At 31.0% G+C, this 20,226-nt stretch carries 19 protein-coding genes; 10 read left to right on the forward strand and 9 right to left on the reverse strand.

What is annotated here, in order from left to right:
• Positions 1 to 142: 142 nt before the first annotated feature.
• Positions 143 to 1,411 (forward strand): sensor histidine kinase, encoded by a 1,269-nt coding sequence (locus LOS86_RS00670; protein WP_231842749.1) that lies wholly within the window; start codon positions 143 to 145, stop codon positions 1,409 to 1,411.
• A complete protein-coding gene (locus LOS86_RS00675; RefSeq protein ID WP_231842750.1) occupies positions 1,404 to 2,090 on the forward strand; it encodes a response regulator transcription factor in 687 nt (228 codons plus the stop codon). Before LOS86_RS00670 ends, LOS86_RS00675 begins: the two co-directional genes overlap by 8 nt.
• A gap of 2 nt (positions 2,091 to 2,092) precedes the next feature.
• Here the strand turns inward: LOS86_RS00675 and LOS86_RS00680 are convergent, their stop codons facing one another.
• Positions 2,093 to 2,506 carry a c-type cytochrome gene (locus LOS86_RS00680; protein WP_231842751.1) on the reverse strand — a complete coding sequence of 138 codons (414 nt, stop codon included), beginning with the start codon at positions 2,504 to 2,506 and terminating at the stop codon, positions 2,093 to 2,095.
• 69 nt (positions 2,507 to 2,575) lie between these two features.
• A complete protein-coding gene (gene hemB / locus LOS86_RS00685) occupies positions 2,576 to 3,574 on the reverse strand; it encodes a porphobilinogen synthase (protein ID WP_231842752.1) in 999 nt (332 codons plus the stop codon).
• Positions 3,575 to 3,675: 101 nt separating this feature from the next.
• Here hemB and LOS86_RS00690 point away from each other — a divergent pair, with 101 nt between their 5' ends.
• Together LOS86_RS00690 and LOS86_RS00695 are read left to right on the forward strand one after the other, a co-directional pair.
• Positions 3,676 to 4,308: a hypothetical protein gene (locus LOS86_RS00690; protein ID WP_231842753.1), complete on the forward strand. Its 633-nt coding sequence runs from the start codon at positions 3,676 to 3,678 to the stop codon at positions 4,306 to 4,308.
• 7 nt (positions 4,309 to 4,315) lie between these two features.
• The gene (locus tag LOS86_RS00695; protein ID WP_231842754.1) at positions 4,316 to 6,208 is read left to right on the forward strand and encodes a DUF4836 family protein; all 1,893 of its coding nucleotides are present in this window, start codon (positions 4,316 to 4,318) and stop codon (positions 6,206 to 6,208) included.
• Between the two features lie 55 nt (positions 6,209 to 6,263).
• On the opposite strand, the gene hemF is transcribed toward LOS86_RS00695, so the two are convergent.
• The 7 genes from hemF to hemA all read right to left on the reverse strand — a co-directional run bounded on the left by hemF (position 6,264) and on the right by hemA (position 13,586).
• Complete coding sequence (gene hemF, locus LOS86_RS00700) at positions 6,264 to 7,166, reverse strand: oxygen-dependent coproporphyrinogen oxidase (protein WP_231842755.1); 903 nt, start codon at positions 7,164 to 7,166, stop codon at positions 6,264 to 6,266.
• A gap of 63 nt (positions 7,167 to 7,229) precedes the next feature.
• A complete protein-coding gene (hemE, locus tag LOS86_RS00705; protein ID WP_231842756.1) occupies positions 7,230 to 8,255 on the reverse strand; it encodes a uroporphyrinogen decarboxylase in 1,026 nt (341 codons plus the stop codon).
• Positions 8,256 to 8,284: 29 nt separating this feature from the next.
• Complete coding sequence (locus LOS86_RS00710) at positions 8,285 to 8,938, reverse strand: uroporphyrinogen-III synthase (RefSeq protein WP_231842757.1); 654 nt, start codon at positions 8,936 to 8,938, stop codon at positions 8,285 to 8,287.
• Between the two features lies 1 nt (position 8,939).
• Positions 8,940 to 9,647 carry a potassium channel family protein gene (locus tag LOS86_RS00715; protein WP_231842758.1) on the reverse strand — a complete coding sequence of 236 codons (708 nt, stop codon included), beginning with the start codon at positions 9,645 to 9,647 and terminating at the stop codon, positions 8,940 to 8,942.
• A 10-nt stretch (positions 9,648 to 9,657) separates the two neighbouring features.
• The gene (locus LOS86_RS00720) at positions 9,658 to 11,400 is read right to left on the reverse strand and encodes a TrkH family potassium uptake protein (protein WP_231842759.1); all 1,743 of its coding nucleotides are present in this window, start codon (positions 11,398 to 11,400) and stop codon (positions 9,658 to 9,660) included.
• Between the two features lie 12 nt (positions 11,401 to 11,412).
• Positions 11,413 to 12,333 (reverse strand): hydroxymethylbilane synthase, encoded by a 921-nt coding sequence (gene hemC / locus LOS86_RS00725; protein WP_231843953.1) that lies wholly within the window; start codon positions 12,331 to 12,333, stop codon positions 11,413 to 11,415.
• Complete coding sequence (hemA, locus tag LOS86_RS00730) at positions 12,330 to 13,586, reverse strand: glutamyl-tRNA reductase (RefSeq protein ID WP_231842760.1); 1,257 nt, start codon at positions 13,584 to 13,586, stop codon at positions 12,330 to 12,332. The genes hemC and hemA overlap by 4 nt, the downstream gene beginning before the upstream one ends.
• Positions 13,587 to 13,817: 231 nt before the next feature.
• On the opposite strand from hemA, the gene LOS86_RS00735 reads away from it, so the two are divergent.
• The 6 genes from LOS86_RS00735 to gdhA all read left to right on the forward strand — a co-directional run bounded on the left by LOS86_RS00735 (position 13,818) and on the right by gdhA (position 20,186).
• Positions 13,818 to 14,693: a helix-turn-helix domain-containing protein gene (locus LOS86_RS00735; protein ID WP_231842761.1), complete on the forward strand. Its 876-nt coding sequence runs from the start codon at positions 13,818 to 13,820 to the stop codon at positions 14,691 to 14,693.
• Positions 14,694 to 14,784: 91 nt separating this feature from the next.
• Positions 14,785 to 15,807: a ferrochelatase gene (hemH, locus tag LOS86_RS00740; RefSeq protein ID WP_231842762.1), complete on the forward strand. Its 1,023-nt coding sequence runs from the start codon at positions 14,785 to 14,787 to the stop codon at positions 15,805 to 15,807.
• A 98-nt stretch (positions 15,808 to 15,905) separates the two neighbouring features.
• Entirely contained in the window at positions 15,906 to 16,460 is a 555-nt protein-coding gene (locus tag LOS86_RS00745; protein WP_231842763.1) for a CopD family protein, read from the forward strand.
• A gap of 70 nt (positions 16,461 to 16,530) precedes the next feature.
• Positions 16,531 to 17,943 (forward strand): sensor histidine kinase, encoded by a 1,413-nt coding sequence (locus LOS86_RS00750; protein WP_231843954.1) that lies wholly within the window; start codon positions 16,531 to 16,533, stop codon positions 17,941 to 17,943.
• A 15-nt stretch (positions 17,944 to 17,958) separates the two neighbouring features.
• Positions 17,959 to 18,735, forward strand: coding sequence for an enoyl-CoA hydratase/isomerase family protein (locus tag LOS86_RS00755; RefSeq protein WP_231842764.1), 777 nt, complete (start codon positions 17,959 to 17,961; stop codon positions 18,733 to 18,735).
• A 107-nt stretch (positions 18,736 to 18,842) separates the two neighbouring features.
• On the forward strand, positions 18,843 to 20,186 hold the full coding sequence (gene gdhA, locus LOS86_RS00760) for an NADP-specific glutamate dehydrogenase (protein WP_231842765.1): 1,344 nt from the start codon (positions 18,843 to 18,845) through the stop codon (positions 20,184 to 20,186).
• Positions 20,187 to 20,226: the final 40 nt, after the last annotated feature.

The following is a 20,226-nucleotide window of genomic DNA, read 5'->3' on the forward strand; positions in this document are numbered from 1 at the left end:
TATATGTTTTAAGATGTTTTAAATTTGTTATACAAAACTAAATAACTTTTTATTTTACATTGTTAATTATATTTTAATGATTGTTAATGACTTGTTAACAGTTAATTTATAAACTACATTTTTTTGTAATATCGAATTATATATGAAATTCACTAGATTTAATACCATTATTATCATTGGCTTTTTAGCAATTGTTGGCGTAATTGTTATGCAATTGTTTTTATTAAATCAAGCCTATATATTTGAAAAAAAGGACATGGAAGATAAAATCCATTTTGCTTTACAAGATGTGGTTGAAAAAATATACAGAGATAATAAATCAGAATTACCAATAACAAATCCTATAAAAAAAGTATCTGAGAATTATTTTATTGTAAATGTAAACGATGTTTTTGAAAATCAAATTTTAGAAGAATATTTAAAAATTGAATTTGAAAAAGTTAAATTAGAATTGGATTTTGAGTATGCTATATACGATTGTAGCTCTGATGAAATGGTTTATGGAAATTATATCTCTATAGACGGGAAACCCGAAAAATTTTGCGCCGATTGTTTTCCTAAGAATAATGAACTTACATATTATTTTGCCGTTCGATTTCCAAACTTAAAACAAACATATTTCAAAAGCATATCGCAATATTGGATATTTACAGGTGTTTTGTTTTTTGTTTTAATCATTTATGTTTATTCCGTTTTGCTCATGTTACAGCAAAAAAAATATACCGATTTACAAAAAGATTTTATTAATAATATGACGCATGAGTTTAAAACTCCTTTAGCATCTATATTAATAGCGTCTAATTATGCTAATACACAAAAAGAAATTAATGAAAACCCAAAATTGTCTAAATACATCCAAATTATTATTAATCAAAGTAATAAACTAAATCAGCATATTGAGAAAATTTTATACGTTGCTAAAACCGAAAGCAAACAAATTGTATTAAATAAAACAAAAGTCAATATTGCTTCTTTAATAGACTTGGTAAAAGACAATATCGTATTAAAGCATCAAAAAGAAATGCATATCAATATTGAATTTCAACGCGATTATTTTGTTATTGCTGATGAATTTCATTTATATAATGTAGTGTATAACATATTGGATAATGCGGTAAAATATTCCATTCAAACACCAGAAATACATATAACATCTAAAGAAAATTCTAGAGGGTTGGTATTACATTTTTCTGATAATGGTAGCGGTATTCCCGATAACGATTTACCTTTTATTTTTGATAAATTCTATAGAGTTGCAAGACAAGATAGCAAAGATATAGAAGGATTTGGAATAGGACTTTCTTATGTCAAACGTGTTTGCGAATGGCATAAATGGAAAGTAGAAGCTAAAAACAACATTGAAAAAGGAATTACAATAACCATTCAAATAAATAAAAAAGATTATGAGTAAGAAACGCATTTTATATGTTGAAGACGATGAAACCTTAGCGTTTTTAACTGCTGATAATTTAGAACAACATTTTGATGTTACTCATTGCGCTAATGGAAAAGAAGCTTTTCAATTATTTTGCAAAGAATCATTTGATTTATGTGTTTTGGATATCATGTTGCCTGAAATGGATGGTTTTGAAATTGCTACCGAAATAAGAAAGCGCAATCAAGAAATCCCAATAATTTTTCTATCTGCTAAAACAATGAAAGATGACCGAATTAAAGGTTTGAAATTGGGAGCCGACGATTATTTAGTGAAACCGTATTCGATTGAAGAATTAATATTAAAAATCGAAATTTTCTTAAACCGAAGTCAAAAATCAACTGATAATTCGCATCAAAAACAATATACTTTTGGAAGTTTTCAATTTGAACCCGAAAATTATTTGTTGAAAAATGAGAATCAAAGCATTACGTTAACCGAAAGAGAAGCATCGCTTTTAAAATTGTTTTTAGACAATCCGAATACGGTTTTAAAACGCGAAAAAATCTTGATGGAATTATGGGGAAGTGATGATTATTTCCTAGGCAGAAGTTTGGATGTATTTATTTCAAGATTGCGAAAAATCATAAAAGAAGAAACCCACGTGAGAATTGAAAACATTCCGCGCGTGGGCTTTAAATTGGTGGTCGAATAATATTATTCGAAACTCATCATATAAACTTCTAAAGCTTTACGTTCTTCAGCCGTCATGGCTTTTGTGATAGTAAAGTTAGTTTTCATAGTTTCATATTGTGATGGGTCAACTATAGGTTCGCCTTCTTCGTTGATGAAAGCAGCAATGCTAGCTCCTTTTTCTTTGTAAATTTTAGCGATATCTTTTATTGCTGGTCCAATTACTTTTGTGTCAGCTTTGTGACAAGCAGTACAAGTTCCTTTTCCTTCAAAAAGTTCTTGTCCTTTTGCAAATAATGGATCAACTGTAGTATCCGTTGTTGCCTCAGTTTTTTCTTTAACGGGATTTCCGTAAGGGTCGGTTTCTTTTTTATCGCCACAATTGGTTAACGAAATCGCTAAGGCAAAAACAGCAAAAGATTTTAAAACAAGTTTCATTTTAAGTTTATTTAGAAATATCGATAAAATTACATCATCGATTTCACTTTGTTTGTGACAAATGTCACATTACTTTTTATTTAACAAAATCGCTGCCTCTTTTGCAAAATAAGTCGAAATCAAACTCGCACCCGCTCTTTTGATACACATTAATTGCTCCATCATAATTTTGTCATGGTCTAACCAACCTCTTTCTGACGCCGCTTTAATCATGGCATATTCTCCTGAAACATGGAAAACCGTTACCGGAACATCCACAGCATTTTTCACTTCACGAACAATATCCAAATAAGCGATTCCTGGCTTAACCATCACCATATCAGCACCTTCTTCTACATCCCATAGTGCTTCTTTAACTGCTTCGATGCGATTAGCGTAATCCATTTGATAGGTTTTTTTGTCTTTCGGTACTTCAACATCAGCATCTTTTGGAGCCGAATCTAAAGCATCTCTAAACGGACCATAAAAAGCAGAAGCATATTTTGCCGAATAACTCATAATGCCAACATTGTGAAATCCTGCTGTATCTAAACCTTGACGTAAACGCAAAACACGACCATCCATCATATCACTTGGTGCAACGAAATCGGCACCAGCTTTTGCATGAGAAACCGCCATTTTTACTAAAGCATCATTGGTAGCATCGTTAGCCACATCACCTTTTTCGATAATTCCATCGTGACCATAAATTGAATATGGGTCTAACGCTACATCAGGCATTACAATCATTTCAGGACAAGCTGCTTTAATAGCACGAATGGCTCTTTGCATCAAACCATTGTCGTTCCAGGCTTCTTTACCAGTATTATCTTTTAAATCATCGCTAACTTTTACATAAATATTTACGGCACGAATTCCTAAAGCGAATAATTCTTTCACTTCTTCCACCGTTAAATCTAATGTACGACGGAAAATTCCTGGCATAGAAGGGATTTCTACTTTTGTATTTTCACCTTCCATAATAAACATTGGAAACATAAAATCAGCTGGACTCAAGCTGGTTTCGCGAACTAAACTTCTTATAGATTCGTTTACTCGTAAACGACGACCTCTGTGTATTGGAAACATAATTTGTTCTTGAAAATTAAAGTGTAAAGTTACTAATTTTTCATCGATTTCTTTCTTTTAGAAATCATGTAAATCTGTAAAAATATTCCTAATTTTGTAGAATGAAGCAGTTTTTCATTTTATTCATTTGTTTGTTGTTAACCAGTTGTTTTGAAATCACTGAAAAAATCAAACACAATAGTGACCAAAGTGGGGATTATAGTTTGGTTGTTGATTTTTCAAGTTCTTGGTTAAAAACTAAATCCGCTATTATGCTCGAAGAGGTTGATGGTGTTAGCATTCCTAATGAAGAAGATATCAAATCAAAATTGGCCCAATTTAGAATGGAAGCATCTAAAATAAAAGGGACTTCTAAAATTTCAACTTCATATGATTTTAATACCTATATCTTTAAAATCAATTTTTCATACAATTCAATAGAAACTTTAAATGCGGTATTAAACGTAATGGATAAGAATAATAATTTAGTTCATTTTAGGAATACTAATGGTAAGTTTGAACGAATAGCTTCCTATCCATTACCTAAAAATCTAACCAAAAATCAAGATAAAAAAGAAGATTTACTTAAAGCAAATATTATAGCCGTTTATACTTTTGATAAAAACGTTTCAACTGTACAAAATGTAAATTGCAAACTATCTAAATCTAAAAAAACAGTGTTTTTAAAACAGAATATATGGAATGTTTTAAATAACAATAAATTAATGAACAATTCCATAAGTTTCAATCCTTAACGTTATTATGAAAAAGATTTTTTATTTCTTATTAGTATTTCCGGTTTTTGTATTTAGTCAAGAAAAACAGGAACAGTATGACTATTTTGTACAATTCAACACACCACAATTTGCTAAAAAAGTAGATATTGATAGTTTGTTTAATCACAAAGTTTTTAAAAAAGTAAATCAAACAGATTCTGATTTTAAATTAAACGAATTCATTTCGTTCATTGATAAGTCTAAACCTGTTGTTATTCACGGTAATTTTACAGATAGTATACCCTATTATCAAATGACATTTTCTTTAATTGATGGAAAAAAATGTAATACTTTCATGCAAAACAAAGTAAATAACTACAATTTAAAATCGTCAGATTCAATTAAGGAAATCATAAAAGATCATGAAAAGTTTTCAGTTTATTCGCCTAAAAATAGTGATTATTCTATGGCCTGGAATGAGAACAATTTTATTATTTATGAATTGATGGAAACTAGAAACAATTTTGCTTTCAATAATTTTTCTGATGAATCAATAATTGTTGATACTGCCGCAGTAGCTATAGATGATGATTTTTATGATGATATGCCTGTAGAGGCGGTAGAAGTGGTTGAAGAAGTTCCAACAAAAGTTATTCTAGATAAAAAAATTATTGTTGAAGAAGATGCTCCAATAGAAGAATGGGAAGATAATAATATAGAAGTAGTTATTGAAGAGGAAGAAGAAGATGAGTTTGATGAAGAAGCCTACAAACAGTGGATTGCTTCTTTTGAAAAAGAACAAATGCAACAACGAATTCTACAACACGAAAAACAGGAAGCACAAATCGCTCATTTGTTTGAAAACGGATTTGTTTCACCATCAACTTCAAAAATAAATACCAATGCTGATATTTCGTGTTGGATTAATTATGAAGCCGTTTATGGCAGAATGAGTTCGATTTATTATTTAATGGGAGGTTCTATTAATTCCAACAAAGGTTCTAATAACTTGATAAAGGGAATGAATATGGATTTCTATTTTGAAAATAATAAAGCGCGAATGGAACAAAAAGTTGAATATTCAGAATCGCTTAGCAATGTAATGGAAAAAGTAGTTTCAAGAAAACCAAATAAAAATATTTTCAACTTTTTCCCAAAGCAAGAACCATTAGCCTATTTTTCGTATCATACGAATACAGAAGAACTTCTAAAAAATTATCCAAGTATTATGGAGCAATTTTTAAGTAATATGGCTATTGATAAACAAGATACGGAGATTATTACAGACTTAATTACTACGGTTGTTGATGAAGAAGCAACAGCAACTCTTTTTGATGGCGATATTTCTATGTTCTTGCATGCAATGGAAACCTATGAAAGTACTTTTATGTCTCGATCTTTTGATGAAGATTTTGAAGAGATTGAAGAAGAAAAAACCATTACAAAAACCCGCCCTATTTTTACTATGATTATGACTTCTACTCATCCTACAATGGGAAATAAATTATTGAATTTAGGCGTTAGAAAAAATATGTTGCAAAAAGTAGATGATTATTATTTGGTTAACCCATCTGAAGAGTTAGGTGATTTAGTAATTTTCAAAAAAGGAGATGTCATGATTTTTACAAATGGCATGAATTATTTAAATAATGGTTCCCCATCTGATTTTACAAAAAAAGTAAAGAAAAATTTAGCTAAGAATTATTTTTATGGAAATATTGAAATCCAACGTTTTTTCAAATCGTATGTAATGAGTTTAGATTTAGGAAGCGATACCGCAAAGATGAATCGATTAGCGAATCAATTTAAAAATATGGAATTTAAAGCATCTAATAAAATAAAGAATAATGTTATGAATTTAGAAATGGAAATGAATTCCAATTTTTCAAATGAAAATATCGTTCTTCAAACCTTAGATTTAATTGATTTTTTTGATTAAATCTAAACGATACTTTAAATAAAAATTCCGCTACAAAAAATAGCGGAATTTTTATTTATACCCATTCGATAGGTTTTGCTAATATTTTCAATAGTTTTTCTTCTTCACTTCCCTTTTCTGGATGATGGTCATATACCCATTGCACATGGGGTGGTAAACTCATCAAAATACTTTCAATTCTTCCGTTGGTTTTTAGTCCGAAAAGTGTTCCTTTATCGTGAACCAAATTAAATTCTACATAGCGACCACGACGAATTTCTTGCCAAGTTCTGTTTGCTTCTGTATACGATAAATCTTTTCTTTTTTCTACAATTGGAACATATGCTTGTAAGAACGAATTTCCAACTTCCGTCACGAAATTGTACCAATTTTCCATAGACATTTCCTCGGATGTTTTTAAATAATCGAAAAACAAACCGCCAATTCCCCTTGCTTCATTGCGATGTGCATTCCAGAAATACTCGTCACATTTCTTTTTATAGTTCGGATAAAATTCAGGATTATGTTTATCGCAAGCATTTTTGCAGGTTTGATGAAAGTGTTTGGCATCTTCTTCAAACAGATAATACGGAGTTAAATCTTGTCCGCCACCAAACCATTGGTTTATGATTTCTCCATTCTCATTGTACATTTCAAAATAACGCCAATTAGCATGAACCGTTGGCACCATAGGGTTTTTAGGATGAATCACCAAACTTAATCCGCAAGCGAAAAAATCAGCTTCTCCTACACCAAACATTTTTTGCATGGTATCGGGTAGTTTGCCATGAACAGCCGAAATATTTACACCGCCTTTTTCAAAAACCTTTCCGTTTTCAATAACGCGTGTTCGACCGCCACCGCCTTCTGGTCGTTCCCAAATATCTTCACGAAATTGGGTGCCACCATCAATATTTTCTAATCCTTTGCAGATTTGATCTTGTAGGTTTTGTATGTAGGTGTAGAATTTGTTTTTCATATTAATCAGTTTTCAGTTGCAGTTTTCAGTCGCAGTTCATTTGTAAACTGAGACTGAGACTGTCTACTTTTGATACTCTTTAACCGCTTCAACAAACGCTTTAGCATGATCAACGGGAATATTTGGTAAAATTCCGTGACCTAAGTTTACGATGTATTTGTCTTTTCCGAATTCGTCAATCATTTCGTGTACCATTTTTTTGATGGTTGGTATTGGAGAAAGTAAACGACTTGGATCAAAATTCCCTTGTAAAGTAATATCGCCACCAGTTAAATAACGGGCATTTCTTGGCGAACACGTCCAATCTACTCCTAAAGCAGATGCTTTTGATTTTGACATTTCATTTAAGGCAAACCAACACCCTTTACCAAAAACAATAACTTCTGTTAAGGGAGCTAATGCTTCTACAATTTGGTTAATGTATTTCCAAGAGAATTCTTGATAATCTACAGGAGATAACATCCCTCCCCAAGAATCAAAAATTTGAATCGCGTTACAACCGTTTTTTACTTTTTCTTTTAAGTATAAAATTGTAGTATCGGTAATTTTTTGTAATAAAGTATGAGCCGCTTCTGGTTGTGAAAAACAAAAACCTTTAGCTGTATCATAACTTTTAGATCCTTTTCCTTCAACTGCATAACAAAATATAGTCCATGGCGAACCAGCGAAACCAATTAACGGTACTTCGTTGTTCAACATTTCTTTTGTTAATTTTATAGCATCCATTACATACCCTAACGACTCATTTACATCGGGAATAAACACTTGGTTTACTTGCTCTATTGAACGAATAGGATTTGGAATAATTGGACCGATATTGTCTTTTAATTCTACGTGAATTCCCATTGCTCTTGGAACTACTAAAATATCTGAAAATAAAATAGCAGCATCTGGTTTTACAATTCGAATAGGTTGCACTGTGATTTCAGCTGCTAATTCGGGAGTTTCACAACGGGTAAAAAAATCGTATTTATCACGTAATGCTCTAAATTCTGGTAAATATCTTCCGGCTTGACGCATCATCCATACTGGTGGACGTTCAACAGTTTCTCCTTTTAGTGCTCGTAAAAATAAGTCGTTTTTAATCATTTTTTATGCTTTATGCTTTAAGCAATTGGCTATAAGCGTTTATAAAATTTTATTATTTCGGTAATTACATTTTCAACTATTGGTTGCGATGCAATTATTATCTTTTCTGTTTTGTTTTCTAATGCTTTTGCGGTGGTTTTTCCAATGCAAAAACATGTTTTATTTTCTAATGTGTTGTTTTCCAAAAAACTATTTACGCCAGACGGACTGAAAAATAAAACACCATCAAATTGTTCTTTTATTTGGTGTGGTTTCAGTTTTGTTTCATATACGACAATTTCGTTATATGTGATTTTATTTTCTTGAAAATAGTTTGGAATCGTATTTTTTCTAATGTTTCCACAGAAGAAGGTGAACGAATTGTCTTTATATTTCGAATCGATGATTTGAACTAAATCTTCAGCATAATCAGCACTTTCAATAACTTTGAATCCTTTCTTCTCAAGAAAACTTCGAGTTTTGCTTCCTACGCAAAAACATGACTTTGAATGAACGTTTTCTAAATTCAGTATGTTTTTTACCGCCTCTTTACTTGTAAAAATTAAGTAATTGTTTAGTTTAGGGGTTTCAATTTGTACCGCTTTAGTTTGTATAAAATTCTTCTCTACAAGTTCAATTCTAGCATCAGAGAGTTTGTTTTTTAATGCTTTCGAAAGTTTTTTTGTAGAGAGAATTCGGGTCATTTTAGCTTCTAATTTGGTGTTCTTCTTGTCCTAAACAATAAGTTTCAATGTCTTTGTTATTACCATAAACTACTAAAATATCTTCCTCTTGAACAACAGTCTCTGGATCAGGACGTCCAATGGTTTCTTTTACAATAGTTTTTTTACCTATAAGGTTACGTTTTTCTCTTTTTCGAATAATGGTAACTAAAGTCAAATGATACTTATCAATTGAATCTAATTCAGCAAGTGTTTTTCCAAAGAACTCAGGCTTAGCTTTTACTTCTGAGATGGTATAATTATCATCTAATTGATAATTCTCTAAAGTAGATTTAAAGTTGATTTGCTTAGTTAATCTATCCGCAGATTCTTGCTCTGGGTGAATAATGCTGTGAATTCCCATTGCTTCTAGAACGGTATCGTGAATAGGTGATAAAGCCCTACTAATGATTTTTACATCGCTTAATTTTTTAATGATAGCAGTTGTAATAATAGCAGCACCTTCATTTTCTCCAATGGCAACAACTACTTTATCGGCATCTTTTAAAGGCAATGCTTCATAAGACAATTCATTAGTAGAATCTAATGCAATAGCATGAGAAATTTTGTCTTTTACTAAATTTACTTTCTCGATGTTTTTATCAACACCTATTACTTCGTTTCCTGTTTCAGTTAGACTGATAGCAAGCGACATTCCGAAGTTTCCTAAACCAAATACGATAATTTTCATTTGGACAAGTTTAGTTAATTAAAATATTTTCTTTTGGATATTCATAGAATTGATGATTCATTCTTCTAAGTAATCCAATCATTAAGTTGAGCATTCCTATTCGACCAATAAACATCACTGCAATTATGACGTATTTACTTGGTTCGGTCAGTGTTGGGGTATAGTTTAAGCTTAAACCAACAGTACTATATGCTGAAAAACATTCAAAAGCTACTGTTAATAAAGGTGTTCCTTTAGGTTCAAAGATCAATAAAGCCACAATTGAAATTCCAATTGTAATTAATGAGATACATAAAATTGCAAAAGCACGAGAAGTAGATTCTGATGAAATTCTTCTTCCAAAAAGTTGAATTCTACTTTTACCACTTGCTACTGCAAATATATTTAATGTTGCTAATGCAAAAGTACTGGTTTTAATACCTCCGGCAGTTGAAGCAGGAGAGCCACCAATCCACATTAAAAAGATAATAAACAATAAAGAAGGCACATTCATTTGCGTGAAATCAACAGCATTGAATCCGGCAGTTCTTGGAGTAACAGCATTAAAAGATGCTGCAGTTATTTTACCAAAAATTGTATGATGTTCTAATAAAGTGTTGTTGTATTCAGATATAAATAGAAAAATAAAACCACCTATCAATAATACTAAAGTGGTATAAATTACAATTTGTGTGTTTAAAGTAATAATACGTACTTTTTTATGAATAATTGTTTTATCAAACCATTCAATAACATGGGTTTTAATTTTTTGATAAAAATTAAATACAATATTATGTCCTAATCCACCAAGTACAATCATTATGATTAAAATCCATTGTAAATAGTAATTAAAACGAATGCCTTCATCATATATTCCAGCAGATAGTATTGAAAAACCAGCATTACAAAAAGCAGAAATTGAATGAAATACAGAAAAGAATAGTTTATTGTCTATTGTACTATTATCTATAATTGAAGAATACACAAAAAAGGCCCCAAAAAGTTCTACACCAATTGTAAACATTACAACATTTAAAGCAGCTCTAAATACATCTTTTAATCCTTCTTGTGCAATAAAATCTTTTGTATTTAATCCTTCTTTAAAAGAAGAACTTCCTCTGAAAAAGAAAGCAAAGAAAGAAGTAAAAGTCAAAATTCCAATTCCTCCTAACTGAATTAAAACTAAGATTATAGATTGCCCCACAATAGTAAAAGCAGATGAAGTATCAACTACAGTAAGTCCAGTTACACAAACAGCACTAGTTGCAGTAAAAATTGCGTTTGTAAAAGTTATTCCATTTGTAGTGGCACTTGGAAGCATTAAAAGAAACCCACCTGTCAAAGCTAATATGATAAAACTTCCCACAAAAACAATTGCCGGATTGAAGTAAATATCATAAATATGTCGGACTAAAACTAAAAGGCGAAGTAAAAAATAAAAAATAAGACCGCCTTCTAAAACAGGTTTTACTTTTTGCAGAATATAATCAGTGGAAAAATTTAAGTTTAGTATCGATATTACACCACAAGCAATTAATATTCCGGTAAGTAATACCATATTGGTAAGCGCAACTTTCTTATTGCTTCTATATTTATAGATAAAAAATTTAAAAGAATTGAAAGCTAATAATCCAATTGACAAGAAAATTAAACCTATAACATGGGGCGAATTATAGTTTTCTTTAAAATCGTATCCAAAGTCAAAAACAATAAAAAGTAATACGATAATATCAAAAAAACGATATAAATAATTGAGTAACGATTCTTTCTCCATTTTGGAATAAAATTACTTTTTTAAATCACGACGAATGCTTTCCATTAATGTAGTTCCGCCGTTGTTTAAAATTGCTTCGGCACAATTTCTTCCGAAGTTTTTATAAGAATCAAAAGTACAACTTTTTTTGATTGTATGTTTTTCTTTTCCATCTAAAGAGAATAAAACACCCTCAAAATCTATATTATTATCAGTAATTTTTGCTAAAGCACCAATAGGAGCTGTACATCCTCCTTCAAGTGTTTTTAAGAATTCACGTTCAATATGCGTACAAATTTCAGTTTCTGAATGGTTTAATTTTGCTAACGCTTCTTTACAAAAATCATCATTTTCCATTGCGACTACTACCATAGCTCCTTGAGCAGGAGCTGGAATCATCCAACTTAAATCGATATAATTTTCTGGTTTTAAATTGATGCGTTCTAAACCTGCTGCTGCAAAAATAGCTCCATTCCAATCACTATCTTCTAGTTTTTGCATACGGGTATTAACGTTTCCACGTAAATCTACCACTTTGTGATTAGGGTATTTATTTAACCACTGCGCTTGTCTTCTTAAACTTCCTGTAGCTATTATTCCTTCCGAATTTAAAAAATCTAAATTACCTTTATGAACTAATATATCCACTGTATTGGCACGTTCTAAAACGGCAGCTTGCACTATCCCAATTGGTAAAGCCGTTGGCACATCTTTCATAGAATGCACCGCAATATCAACCTGACCATTTAGCATGGCAATATCTAAAGTCTTAGTGAAAATTCCAGTGATTCCTAATTCGTAAAGAGGTTTGTCAAGAATAATATCTCCTTGAGATTTTACAGCAACAATTTCAGTTTTGTAACCTAAATCGTTTAATTTTTTTTGTACGGTGTGTGCTTGCCAAAGGGCTAATTCACTATCACGAGTTCCTATTCGGATTGTTTTGCTCATTATTTTGAAACTGTTTCTAGTTGGAAAATTTTTTCAATCCATTCAATGCTTTCATCCACCATAGTTTCGTCATCTTTTAAATGATTTGCAAAGTGATTTGTGATTTTCTGAATGATTCTGGTTGTAATTAATTCGGCTTGTTCTTCGTCAAAATTAGCCAATTTTTTACGTTGAAAATTTAATTCTCCCTCTTTTATTGTATTCAGTTTTGCTTTTAAAGCATGAATAGTAGGTGCAAATTTACGCTGTTTTGTCCAAGCCATAAATTCGTCTTTAATTTCTTCAATGATGGCTTCGGCAGCAGGGATGTGTTTTTTTCTGTTTTCTAAAGTTTCATCGGTAATTTGAGATAATTCATCCATATGAACTAAAGTTACACCTTCTAAATCTCTTACATTTTCGTTCACGTTTTTCGGAATCGATAAATCTAAAATCAATAAAGGTTTTTTCAGATTTAAAATGGCTTTATCAACTGTTGGGTTTTGAGCTCCGGTTGCCACCACCACTACATCTGCTTTTTGAAGCTCTATTTGTAAATCGGCATATTCTTTAACAATAACATCTAATTTTTTTGCTAATTTTTCTGCCTTTTCTTTGGTTCTATTAATTAAAGTAATTTGCTCGTGTTTCGTATGTTTTACTAGATTTTCACAAGTATTTCTTCCAATTTTTCCAGTTCCAAAAAGTAAAATATTTTTGGAAGCAATGTCCGTTACATTTTTAAAAATATATTGAACTGATGCAAAAGAAACAGAAGTAGCTCCAGAAGAAATTTCGGTTTCGTTTTTGATTTTTCTACTGGCTTGAATAACCGCATTTACTAGTCTTTCTAAAAAAGCATTTACCAAATTTAATTCTTTACTAATAACAAATGCATTTTTTAATTGGCTAATGATTTCAAAGTCACCTAAAATTTGACTATCTAAACCAGTACCCACGCGAAACATATGGTTTACTGCATCACTATTTTTGTATACAAAAGCTACTTTTTGAAAATCTTCAACGGTACCCTGACTGTTTTCACATAACAATTTGATTAACTGAAAAGGGTGTTGAGCAAAACCATAGATTTCAGTTCTATTACAGGTTGAAGTTACAATTAGACTATCAATACCTTCTGCTTTTGCTTGTAGCAATAAGTTATTTTTAGCTTGGTCATCCAAACTAAATTTTCCCCGCATTTCAGCATCAGCTTTTTTATAGCTCAAGCCAACCGCATAAAAAGTGGGATGCTTTGCAAATGTATTGTTTTCCATATTGTTTACTCTCTACCTAAAAGTAGAACAAAATTATATTTTCCATTTTTATAAAAACAACGCTTGAAGGACTTTTTATGTCGCTTGAAGTTATTTTTATTTCATTTGTTATGTATTGTAATATTTCTTCTAAATTTGTAATAAATTCAAGCATTTACAATTGCATTATATAGAATAATTCTAAATAACACAAAATAAGTTTCAAAAACTTAGAGATAAAAAAATATCGCTATGAGTTCACAGGAAGAAATAAAAATTGAAAATGATTTTATTTTATTGCGTTTTCAAAATGATAGTAACGAAACCATTAAGATTGAAAGACCTGTTAATCAAGGCCTTATTCAGTTTCATTTTGGACTTAAAGGAAAGGGGAAATTTATTTTTAATCAAGGAAATTATGCCTTAGATTTAAAAGAAGAAAAGTCGCTTTTGTTTTATAATCCTCAAAAAGTATTGCCTATTCATTTAGAATTAGCGCCTAATACTTGGGTAATTTCTGTAATAGTTTCGATAAAAAAATTTCATGGTTTATTTTCTTCTGAAGCTGAAAACATCCCTTTTTTAAGTGAGGAAAATAAAGATAAAAAATATTATAAAGAGAATGATATTAGTCCTTCTATGTCAATTGTTTTAAGTCAGATTTTTCATTACAACTTAAATTCATTCATTAAAAATTTATACTATAAAGGGAAAGGATACGAACTATTAAGTTTGTATTTTAATCGTTCAGAAGATCCTAATGCAGAACAATGTCCGTTTTTGATAGATGAAGAAAATGTTTTAAAAATTAAGAAAGCAAAAGAAATTATCATTGCCAATATGGCCGAACCTCCTACATTAGAAACTTTATCTGAACAAGTAGGGTTGAGTCTTAAAAAGCTAAAAATGGGTTTCAAACAAATTTATGGCGATACGGTGTATGGATTTCTATTCGATTATAAAATGGATTATGCGCGCCAGCTATTAGACAGTGGATCGTATAATGTTAACGAAGTTGGACTAAAAATTGGATATAGTACCGGAAGTCATTTCATTGCGGCTTTCAAGAAAAAATTTGGAACCACCCCAAAAAAATATCTGATGAATTTGAATGCTAACTTAGAATGATTTATAGATTTTACAAATCGTATAATAGATAAAAAACGAATTTAAAATTTTCCTTAAAAACAAGATTGATTACTTTTATAAAAAAAAGAAAATGAAAAAAGGAGTATTGTTGATTAATTTAGGTTCGCCTGATAGCCCTGAACCAAAAGATGTAAAAAAATATTTAGATGAATTTTTAATGGATGAACGCGTTATCGATGTTCCCTATTTACTTAGAGCATTTTTGGTAAAAGGAATTATTTTAAATACACGTCCAAAAAAATCAGCTAAAGCGTATAAAAAAATATGGTGGGAAGAAGGTTCTCCATTAATTGTTTTGTCAAAAAGATTACAAAATAAAGTACAAGAACAAGTAAGTATTCCAGTTGCTTTAGCCATGAGATATGGAAATCCAAGTATCGAATTTGGTTTGCAACAATTGCATGATCAAGGAGTAGATGAGGTTTTATTAATTCCATTATATCCTCAGTTTGCGATGGCAACTACTGAAACGATTTTAGTTTTGGCTGAAGAAATTCGTAAAAAACAATTCCCTAATATGGAATTTACAATACTTCCAGCTTTCTATAACCAACCCGATTATGTTCGAGATTTGTCTAATTCCATAAAATTGGCTTTAAATAATTTTAAATCTGATTATTTATTGTTTTCGTATCATGGTGTTCCAGAGCGTCATATTAGAAAATCAGATGTTACTAAATCGCATTGTAAAATAGATGGAAGTTGTTGCAATACTCCATCAAAAGCACATGAATTTTGCTACCGCCATCAATGTTATGAAACCACAAAACAAGTAGCCGAATTTTTAGGTTTAGAAGAAGGAAAATACAGCACTTCTTTTCAGTCACGTTTAGGTCGCGATCCTTGGTTACAACCTTACACCGATGCTACTATTGATGGATTGGCTCAAAAAGGGATAAAAAACTTGGCAGTTGTAACTCCAGCCTTTGTTTCAGATTGCTTGGAAACTTTAGAAGAAATAGGAATGGAAGCAGCTCATAGTTTCAAAGAAAATGGTGGAGAAAATTTCTTATCTATTCCGTGTTTAAATGATAGTGAAGATTGGGTAAAAACTATGAGCCGTTGGATTGACCAATGGGCTTTTCAAAATTAATATGAAATCGCCATAAACACAAGTTTGCTTGCAAACACCAATAATTAAAAAGGCGATAACATATGTTACCGCTAAAAAATAAATTTTAAACATATGAAATGGAACTTTACAACTACATAAAATCACTGCATTTAATTTTTGTTGTTACTTGGTTTGCAGGTTTGTTTTACATTGTTCGTTTATTCGTTTATCACGCTGAAGCCAAACAAAAGCCACAACCTGAACAAGATATTTTAATTAAACAATACCAATTAATGCAGTATCGCTTGTGGTACATTATCACTTGGCCAAGTGCAATTTTGGCTAGTATTTTTGCCTTTTGGATGTTGTTTTTTACAGAAGTTGGTAAAGTTTGGTTAGCCCAACCTTGGATGCATGTTAAATTAGCTTTTGTTTTTTTATTGTACTTGTATCATATTAAATGTCATCAGATATTCAAACAATTACAAAGGGGAGAGGTTAAAAAATCATCCAATTTTTTCAGAATCTGGAACGAAGGAGCAACGATTATTCTTTTTGCAGTTGTTTTTTTAGTAATTTTAAAAAGTGCAATTAATTGGATATTTGGAGTAGTAGGTATTATTGCATTCTCATTATTAATAATGGTAGGTTTTAAATTTTATAAAAAAATACGAGAAAAAAACAACAGCTAATAGTAGCACAAACATGGACAGAATATTAAACTTTAAAAATCTATCCTTGCGTGTAAGAATATTTCTTTCCATGATATTCTTAACGTTAATTGCGTCTGTCCTAATTGCTGCGGTTTCTATTTACCAATTCAGAAAAGAAGCTCGTGAATACCATCAAGATCGATTAGAACGAAAAGAAATTGCCATTACAGAACATATTAATTATGTACTTCAAAACACTAGTTTCGAGTTAACGACTGAAAATTTAAAATATATTTTTAGAGAGAAAATAACTGAAATAGCTGATGTTCATAGCATGGAAATCAATTTATTTGATTTAAAAGGAAATTTATTAATTTCATCAAGAGCCATTTTCAAACTAGATAAAGACAACCCACAAATTAATCCATCTACATTAAAAATTATTCAATCTTCTTTAGATAAAAGATATATTGAGTTTTCAGAAGTGGACGGGCAATCGATTCGTTCTTCTTATTCTTATTTAAAAGATACGAAGTTTAAACCAATGGGTATTTTAAACTTACCTTATGAAGAGAATACAGAGTTTTACGACAATGAAGTACAAAACTTTTTAATTCGATTTGGACAAGTTTATATTTTTATGTTTTTTATTTCTATAGTTTTATCTTATTTCTTGTCGAGCTATATTACAAAATCATTAAAAATAATTAGTGATAAACTTCAAGAAACAGAACTTTATCAACGCAATGAAAAAATTGTTATCGAAGATGGAAGTAAAGAAATCAACCTTTTAATTAATTCATACAACAATATGGTGGATAAATTAGAAGAAAGTGCCACCATTTTAGCTCAAAGTGAACGAGAACAAGCTTGGCGGGAAATGGCTAAACAAGTAGCACACGAGATAAAAAACCCATTAACACCTATGCGTTTAACGGTTCAAAATTTTCAAAGAAAATTTGATTCAAATGACCCAAATATTACAAAAAAATTAGACGATTATACGAAAACAATTTTACAACAAATTGATACTATGACAGCTGTTGCTGGTGCTTTTTCAAATTTTGCAGCAATGCCAGCACAGCAAAACGAAACCTTAAATGTGGTTAAAATTGTTAAAATGGCATTGGAAATTTTTAATGAAGATTATATTCAATTTTCTGCATTAGAAGACGAGATAATTGCCAAATTAGACAGAACGCAACTTATTCGTGTCATTACAAATTTGGTAAAAAATGCCATTCAAGCCATACCTGAAGAACAAGAAAACAAATCTGTTTTTGTTACCGTTTTTAGACAAGATAACGAAGTAAAAATTGCAGTAAAAGATAACGGAAAAGGTATTTCTGTAGAGAATCAAGAACACGTTTTTGAGCCAAAGTTCACTACAAAGTCAAGTGGTATGGGACTTGGTTTAGCTATTATTAAAAATATCATTGAAAATTATAACGGAACCATTACTTTTGAAACGGAACCTAATTCGGGAACCGAATTCTTGGTTTCATTCCCAATAAATAAATAATCAAAACAACTAAAAATGGAAAACATTCTTATCGAAAAACAAGAAGCAATTGCAATTGTAACCATTAACAGACCTACAAAGTTAAATGCTTTAAACAAAGCAACTATTCAAGAATTACACGATGGATTTAAATCCTTAAACGAAGATAAATCAGTTAAAGCAATTATTGTAACCGGAAGTGGAGAAAAAGCTTTTGTAGCTGGAGCCGATATTTCAGAATTTGCTCATTTTTCTGTAGAAGAAGGAGGAAAATTAGCAGCTCAAGGACAAGAATTATTATTTGATTTTGTTCAAAATTTAGATACGCCTGTTATTGCAGCAGTTAATGGTTTTGCATTAGGTGGAGGATTAGAATTGGCAATGTCATGTCATTTTAGAGTGGCTTCTGATAATGCAAAAATGGGATTGCCAGAAGTAACATTAGGAGTAATTCCAGGTTACGGAGGAACACAACGTTTAGCGCAATTAGTTGGTAAAGGCCGTGCCATGGAAATGATAATGACAGCAGGAATGGTTGATGCTGAAACGGCAAAAAACTATGGTTTAGTAAATCATGTAGTTCCGCAAGCAGAATTATTAGAATTTGCTAAAGGAATTGCTTCAAAAATAACTAAAAATTCTAGTGTGGCTATTGCAAAAGCAATTCAAGCAGTTAATGCAAATTACACAGATGGTGTTAATGGCTACCAAGTAGAAATTGAAAATTTTGGATATTGTTTTGGTACCGAAGATTTTAAAGAAGGAACCACAGCATTTTTAGAAAAAAGAAAAGCAGAATTTCCAGGGAAGTAATTATTCTTGGTTTTTTTATTAATTTCATAATTATGTGTTGTTAAAATTATTAATTTTGAAACGAATTTTAACTTTATTAATAATTCATTAAAAACAACACAACAATTATGACCCAAAAAATTAATGATTTTGTTGCGGAAGTAGCAAAATCAAACCCTAATGAACCTGAATTCTTACAAGCTGTACAAGAAGTAGCAGAAGCTGTTATTCCATTTATTGAGAGCAACAGCAAGTATAACAACAAAATGCTCTTAGAGCGTATGGTGGAGCCTGAAAGGGTAGTTATGTTTCGTGTAGCATGGATAGACGATGCAGGAAAAACAAGAATTAATAAAGGATATCGTATTCAAATGAATTCTGCTATCGGACCTTATAAAGGAGGATTGCGTTTTCATCCATCAGTTAATTTGAGTATATTGAAGTTTTTGGCTTTTGAACAAGTATTTAAAAATAGCTTAACGACTCTACCAATGGGTGGAGGAAAAGGAGGTTCAAACTTTGATCCAAAAGGAAAATCAGATACTGAAATTATGCGTTTTTGTCAAGCGTTTATGGATGAATTATTTAGACATATTGGTTCTGATACAGATGTGCCTGCAGGAGATATTGGTGTAGGAGGAAGAGAGGTAGGTTATATGTTTGGAAAATATAAAAAGCTTAGAAATGAATTTACTGGAGTATTAACCGGAAAAGGAATTTCTTTTGGAGGTTCATTAATTCGTCCTGAAGCCACTGGTTATGGAACGGTTTATTTTGCACAAAGTATGTTAGCGACTAAAGGTAGTTCTTTTCAAGGGAAAACAGTATTAGTTTCGGGTTCTGGTAATGTTGCTCAATATGCAATTGAAAAAGCTACACAGTTAGGAGCTAAAGTGGTTACTGCTTCTGATTCTTCTGGTTATATTTATGACGCAGAAGGAATTGACGCAGAAAAACTGGCTTTTATCATGGAAATCAAAAATGTAAACTATGGTAGAATTTCTGACTATGTTGCCAAATATCCTAATGCAAAATTTGTAGCAGGTAAACGCCCTTGGGAAGTAAAAGGTGATATTGCATTACCTTGTGCAACTCAAAATGAATTAAATGGAGAAGAAGCAAATACCTTAGTAAATAACGGTTGTATTTGTGTTGCCGAAGGAGCTAATATGCCTTCAACTCCAGAAGCGATTGCAGTATTTCATAAAGCAAAAATTTTATTTGCACCAGGAAAAGCTTCAAATGCTGGAGGAGTAGCAACATCTGGTTTAGAAATGTCACAAAACTCATTACGATTAAGTTGGTCAACAGAAGAAGTAGATCAAAAATTATTCAAAATCATGAGTGATATTCATGAATCTTGTGTGAAATATGGAACAAATGAAGATGGTTATATAGATTATGTAAAAGGAGCCAATATTGCTGGTTTCGTAAAAGTTGCCGATGCTATGTTGGCACAAGGAGTAGTATAATCTGTACTTTAAAAATTAAAAGCGGTTTTCTTAAAAAAGA

This window comes from Flavobacterium cyclinae, from assembly GCF_021172145.1.
In the GTDB taxonomy this organism is placed as follows: Bacteria; Bacteroidota; Bacteroidia; order Flavobacteriales; family Flavobacteriaceae; genus Flavobacterium; species Flavobacterium cyclinae.

Coding starts and splice junctions, on each gene's coding strand:
- LOS86_RS00670 (WP_231842749.1), top strand. CDS start 143: ATGAAATTCACTAGATTTAATACCATTATTATCATTGGCTTTTTAGCA.
- LOS86_RS00675 (WP_231842750.1), top strand. CDS start 1,404: ATGAGTAAGAAACGCATTTTATATGTTGAAGACGATGAAACCTTAGCG.
- LOS86_RS00680 (WP_231842751.1), bottom strand. CDS start 2,506: ATGAAACTTGTTTTAAAATCTTTTGCTGTTTTTGCCTTAGCGATTTCG.
- hemB (WP_231842752.1), bottom strand. CDS start 3,574: ATGTTTCCAATACACAGAGGTCGTCGTTTACGAGTAAACGAATCTATA.
- LOS86_RS00690 (WP_231842753.1), top strand. CDS start 3,676: ATGAAGCAGTTTTTCATTTTATTCATTTGTTTGTTGTTAACCAGTTGT.
- LOS86_RS00695 (WP_231842754.1), top strand. CDS start 4,316: ATGAAAAAGATTTTTTATTTCTTATTAGTATTTCCGGTTTTTGTATTT.
- hemF (WP_231842755.1), bottom strand. CDS start 7,166: ATGAAAAACAAATTCTACACCTACATACAAAACCTACAAGATCAAATC.
- hemE (WP_231842756.1), bottom strand. CDS start 8,255: ATGATTAAAAACGACTTATTTTTACGAGCACTAAAAGGAGAAACTGTT.
- LOS86_RS00710 (WP_231842757.1), bottom strand. CDS start 8,938: ATGACCCGAATTCTCTCTACAAAAAAACTTTCGAAAGCATTAAAAAAC.
- LOS86_RS00715 (WP_231842758.1), bottom strand. CDS start 9,647: ATGAAAATTATCGTATTTGGTTTAGGAAACTTCGGAATGTCGCTTGCT.
- LOS86_RS00720 (WP_231842759.1), bottom strand. CDS start 11,400: ATGGAGAAAGAATCGTTACTCAATTATTTATATCGTTTTTTTGATATT.
- hemA (WP_231842760.1), bottom strand. CDS start 13,586: ATGGAAAACAATACATTTGCAAAGCATCCCACTTTTTATGCGGTTGGC.
- LOS86_RS00735 (WP_231842761.1), top strand. CDS start 13,818: ATGAGTTCACAGGAAGAAATAAAAATTGAAAATGATTTTATTTTATTG.
- hemH (WP_231842762.1), top strand. CDS start 14,785: ATGAAAAAAGGAGTATTGTTGATTAATTTAGGTTCGCCTGATAGCCCT.
- LOS86_RS00745 (WP_231842763.1), top strand. CDS start 15,906: ATGGAACTTTACAACTACATAAAATCACTGCATTTAATTTTTGTTGTT.
- LOS86_RS00750 (WP_231843954.1), top strand. CDS start 16,531: ATGATATTCTTAACGTTAATTGCGTCTGTCCTAATTGCTGCGGTTTCT.
- LOS86_RS00755 (WP_231842764.1), top strand. CDS start 17,959: ATGGAAAACATTCTTATCGAAAAACAAGAAGCAATTGCAATTGTAACC.
- gdhA (WP_231842765.1), top strand. CDS start 18,843: ATGACCCAAAAAATTAATGATTTTGTTGCGGAAGTAGCAAAATCAAAC.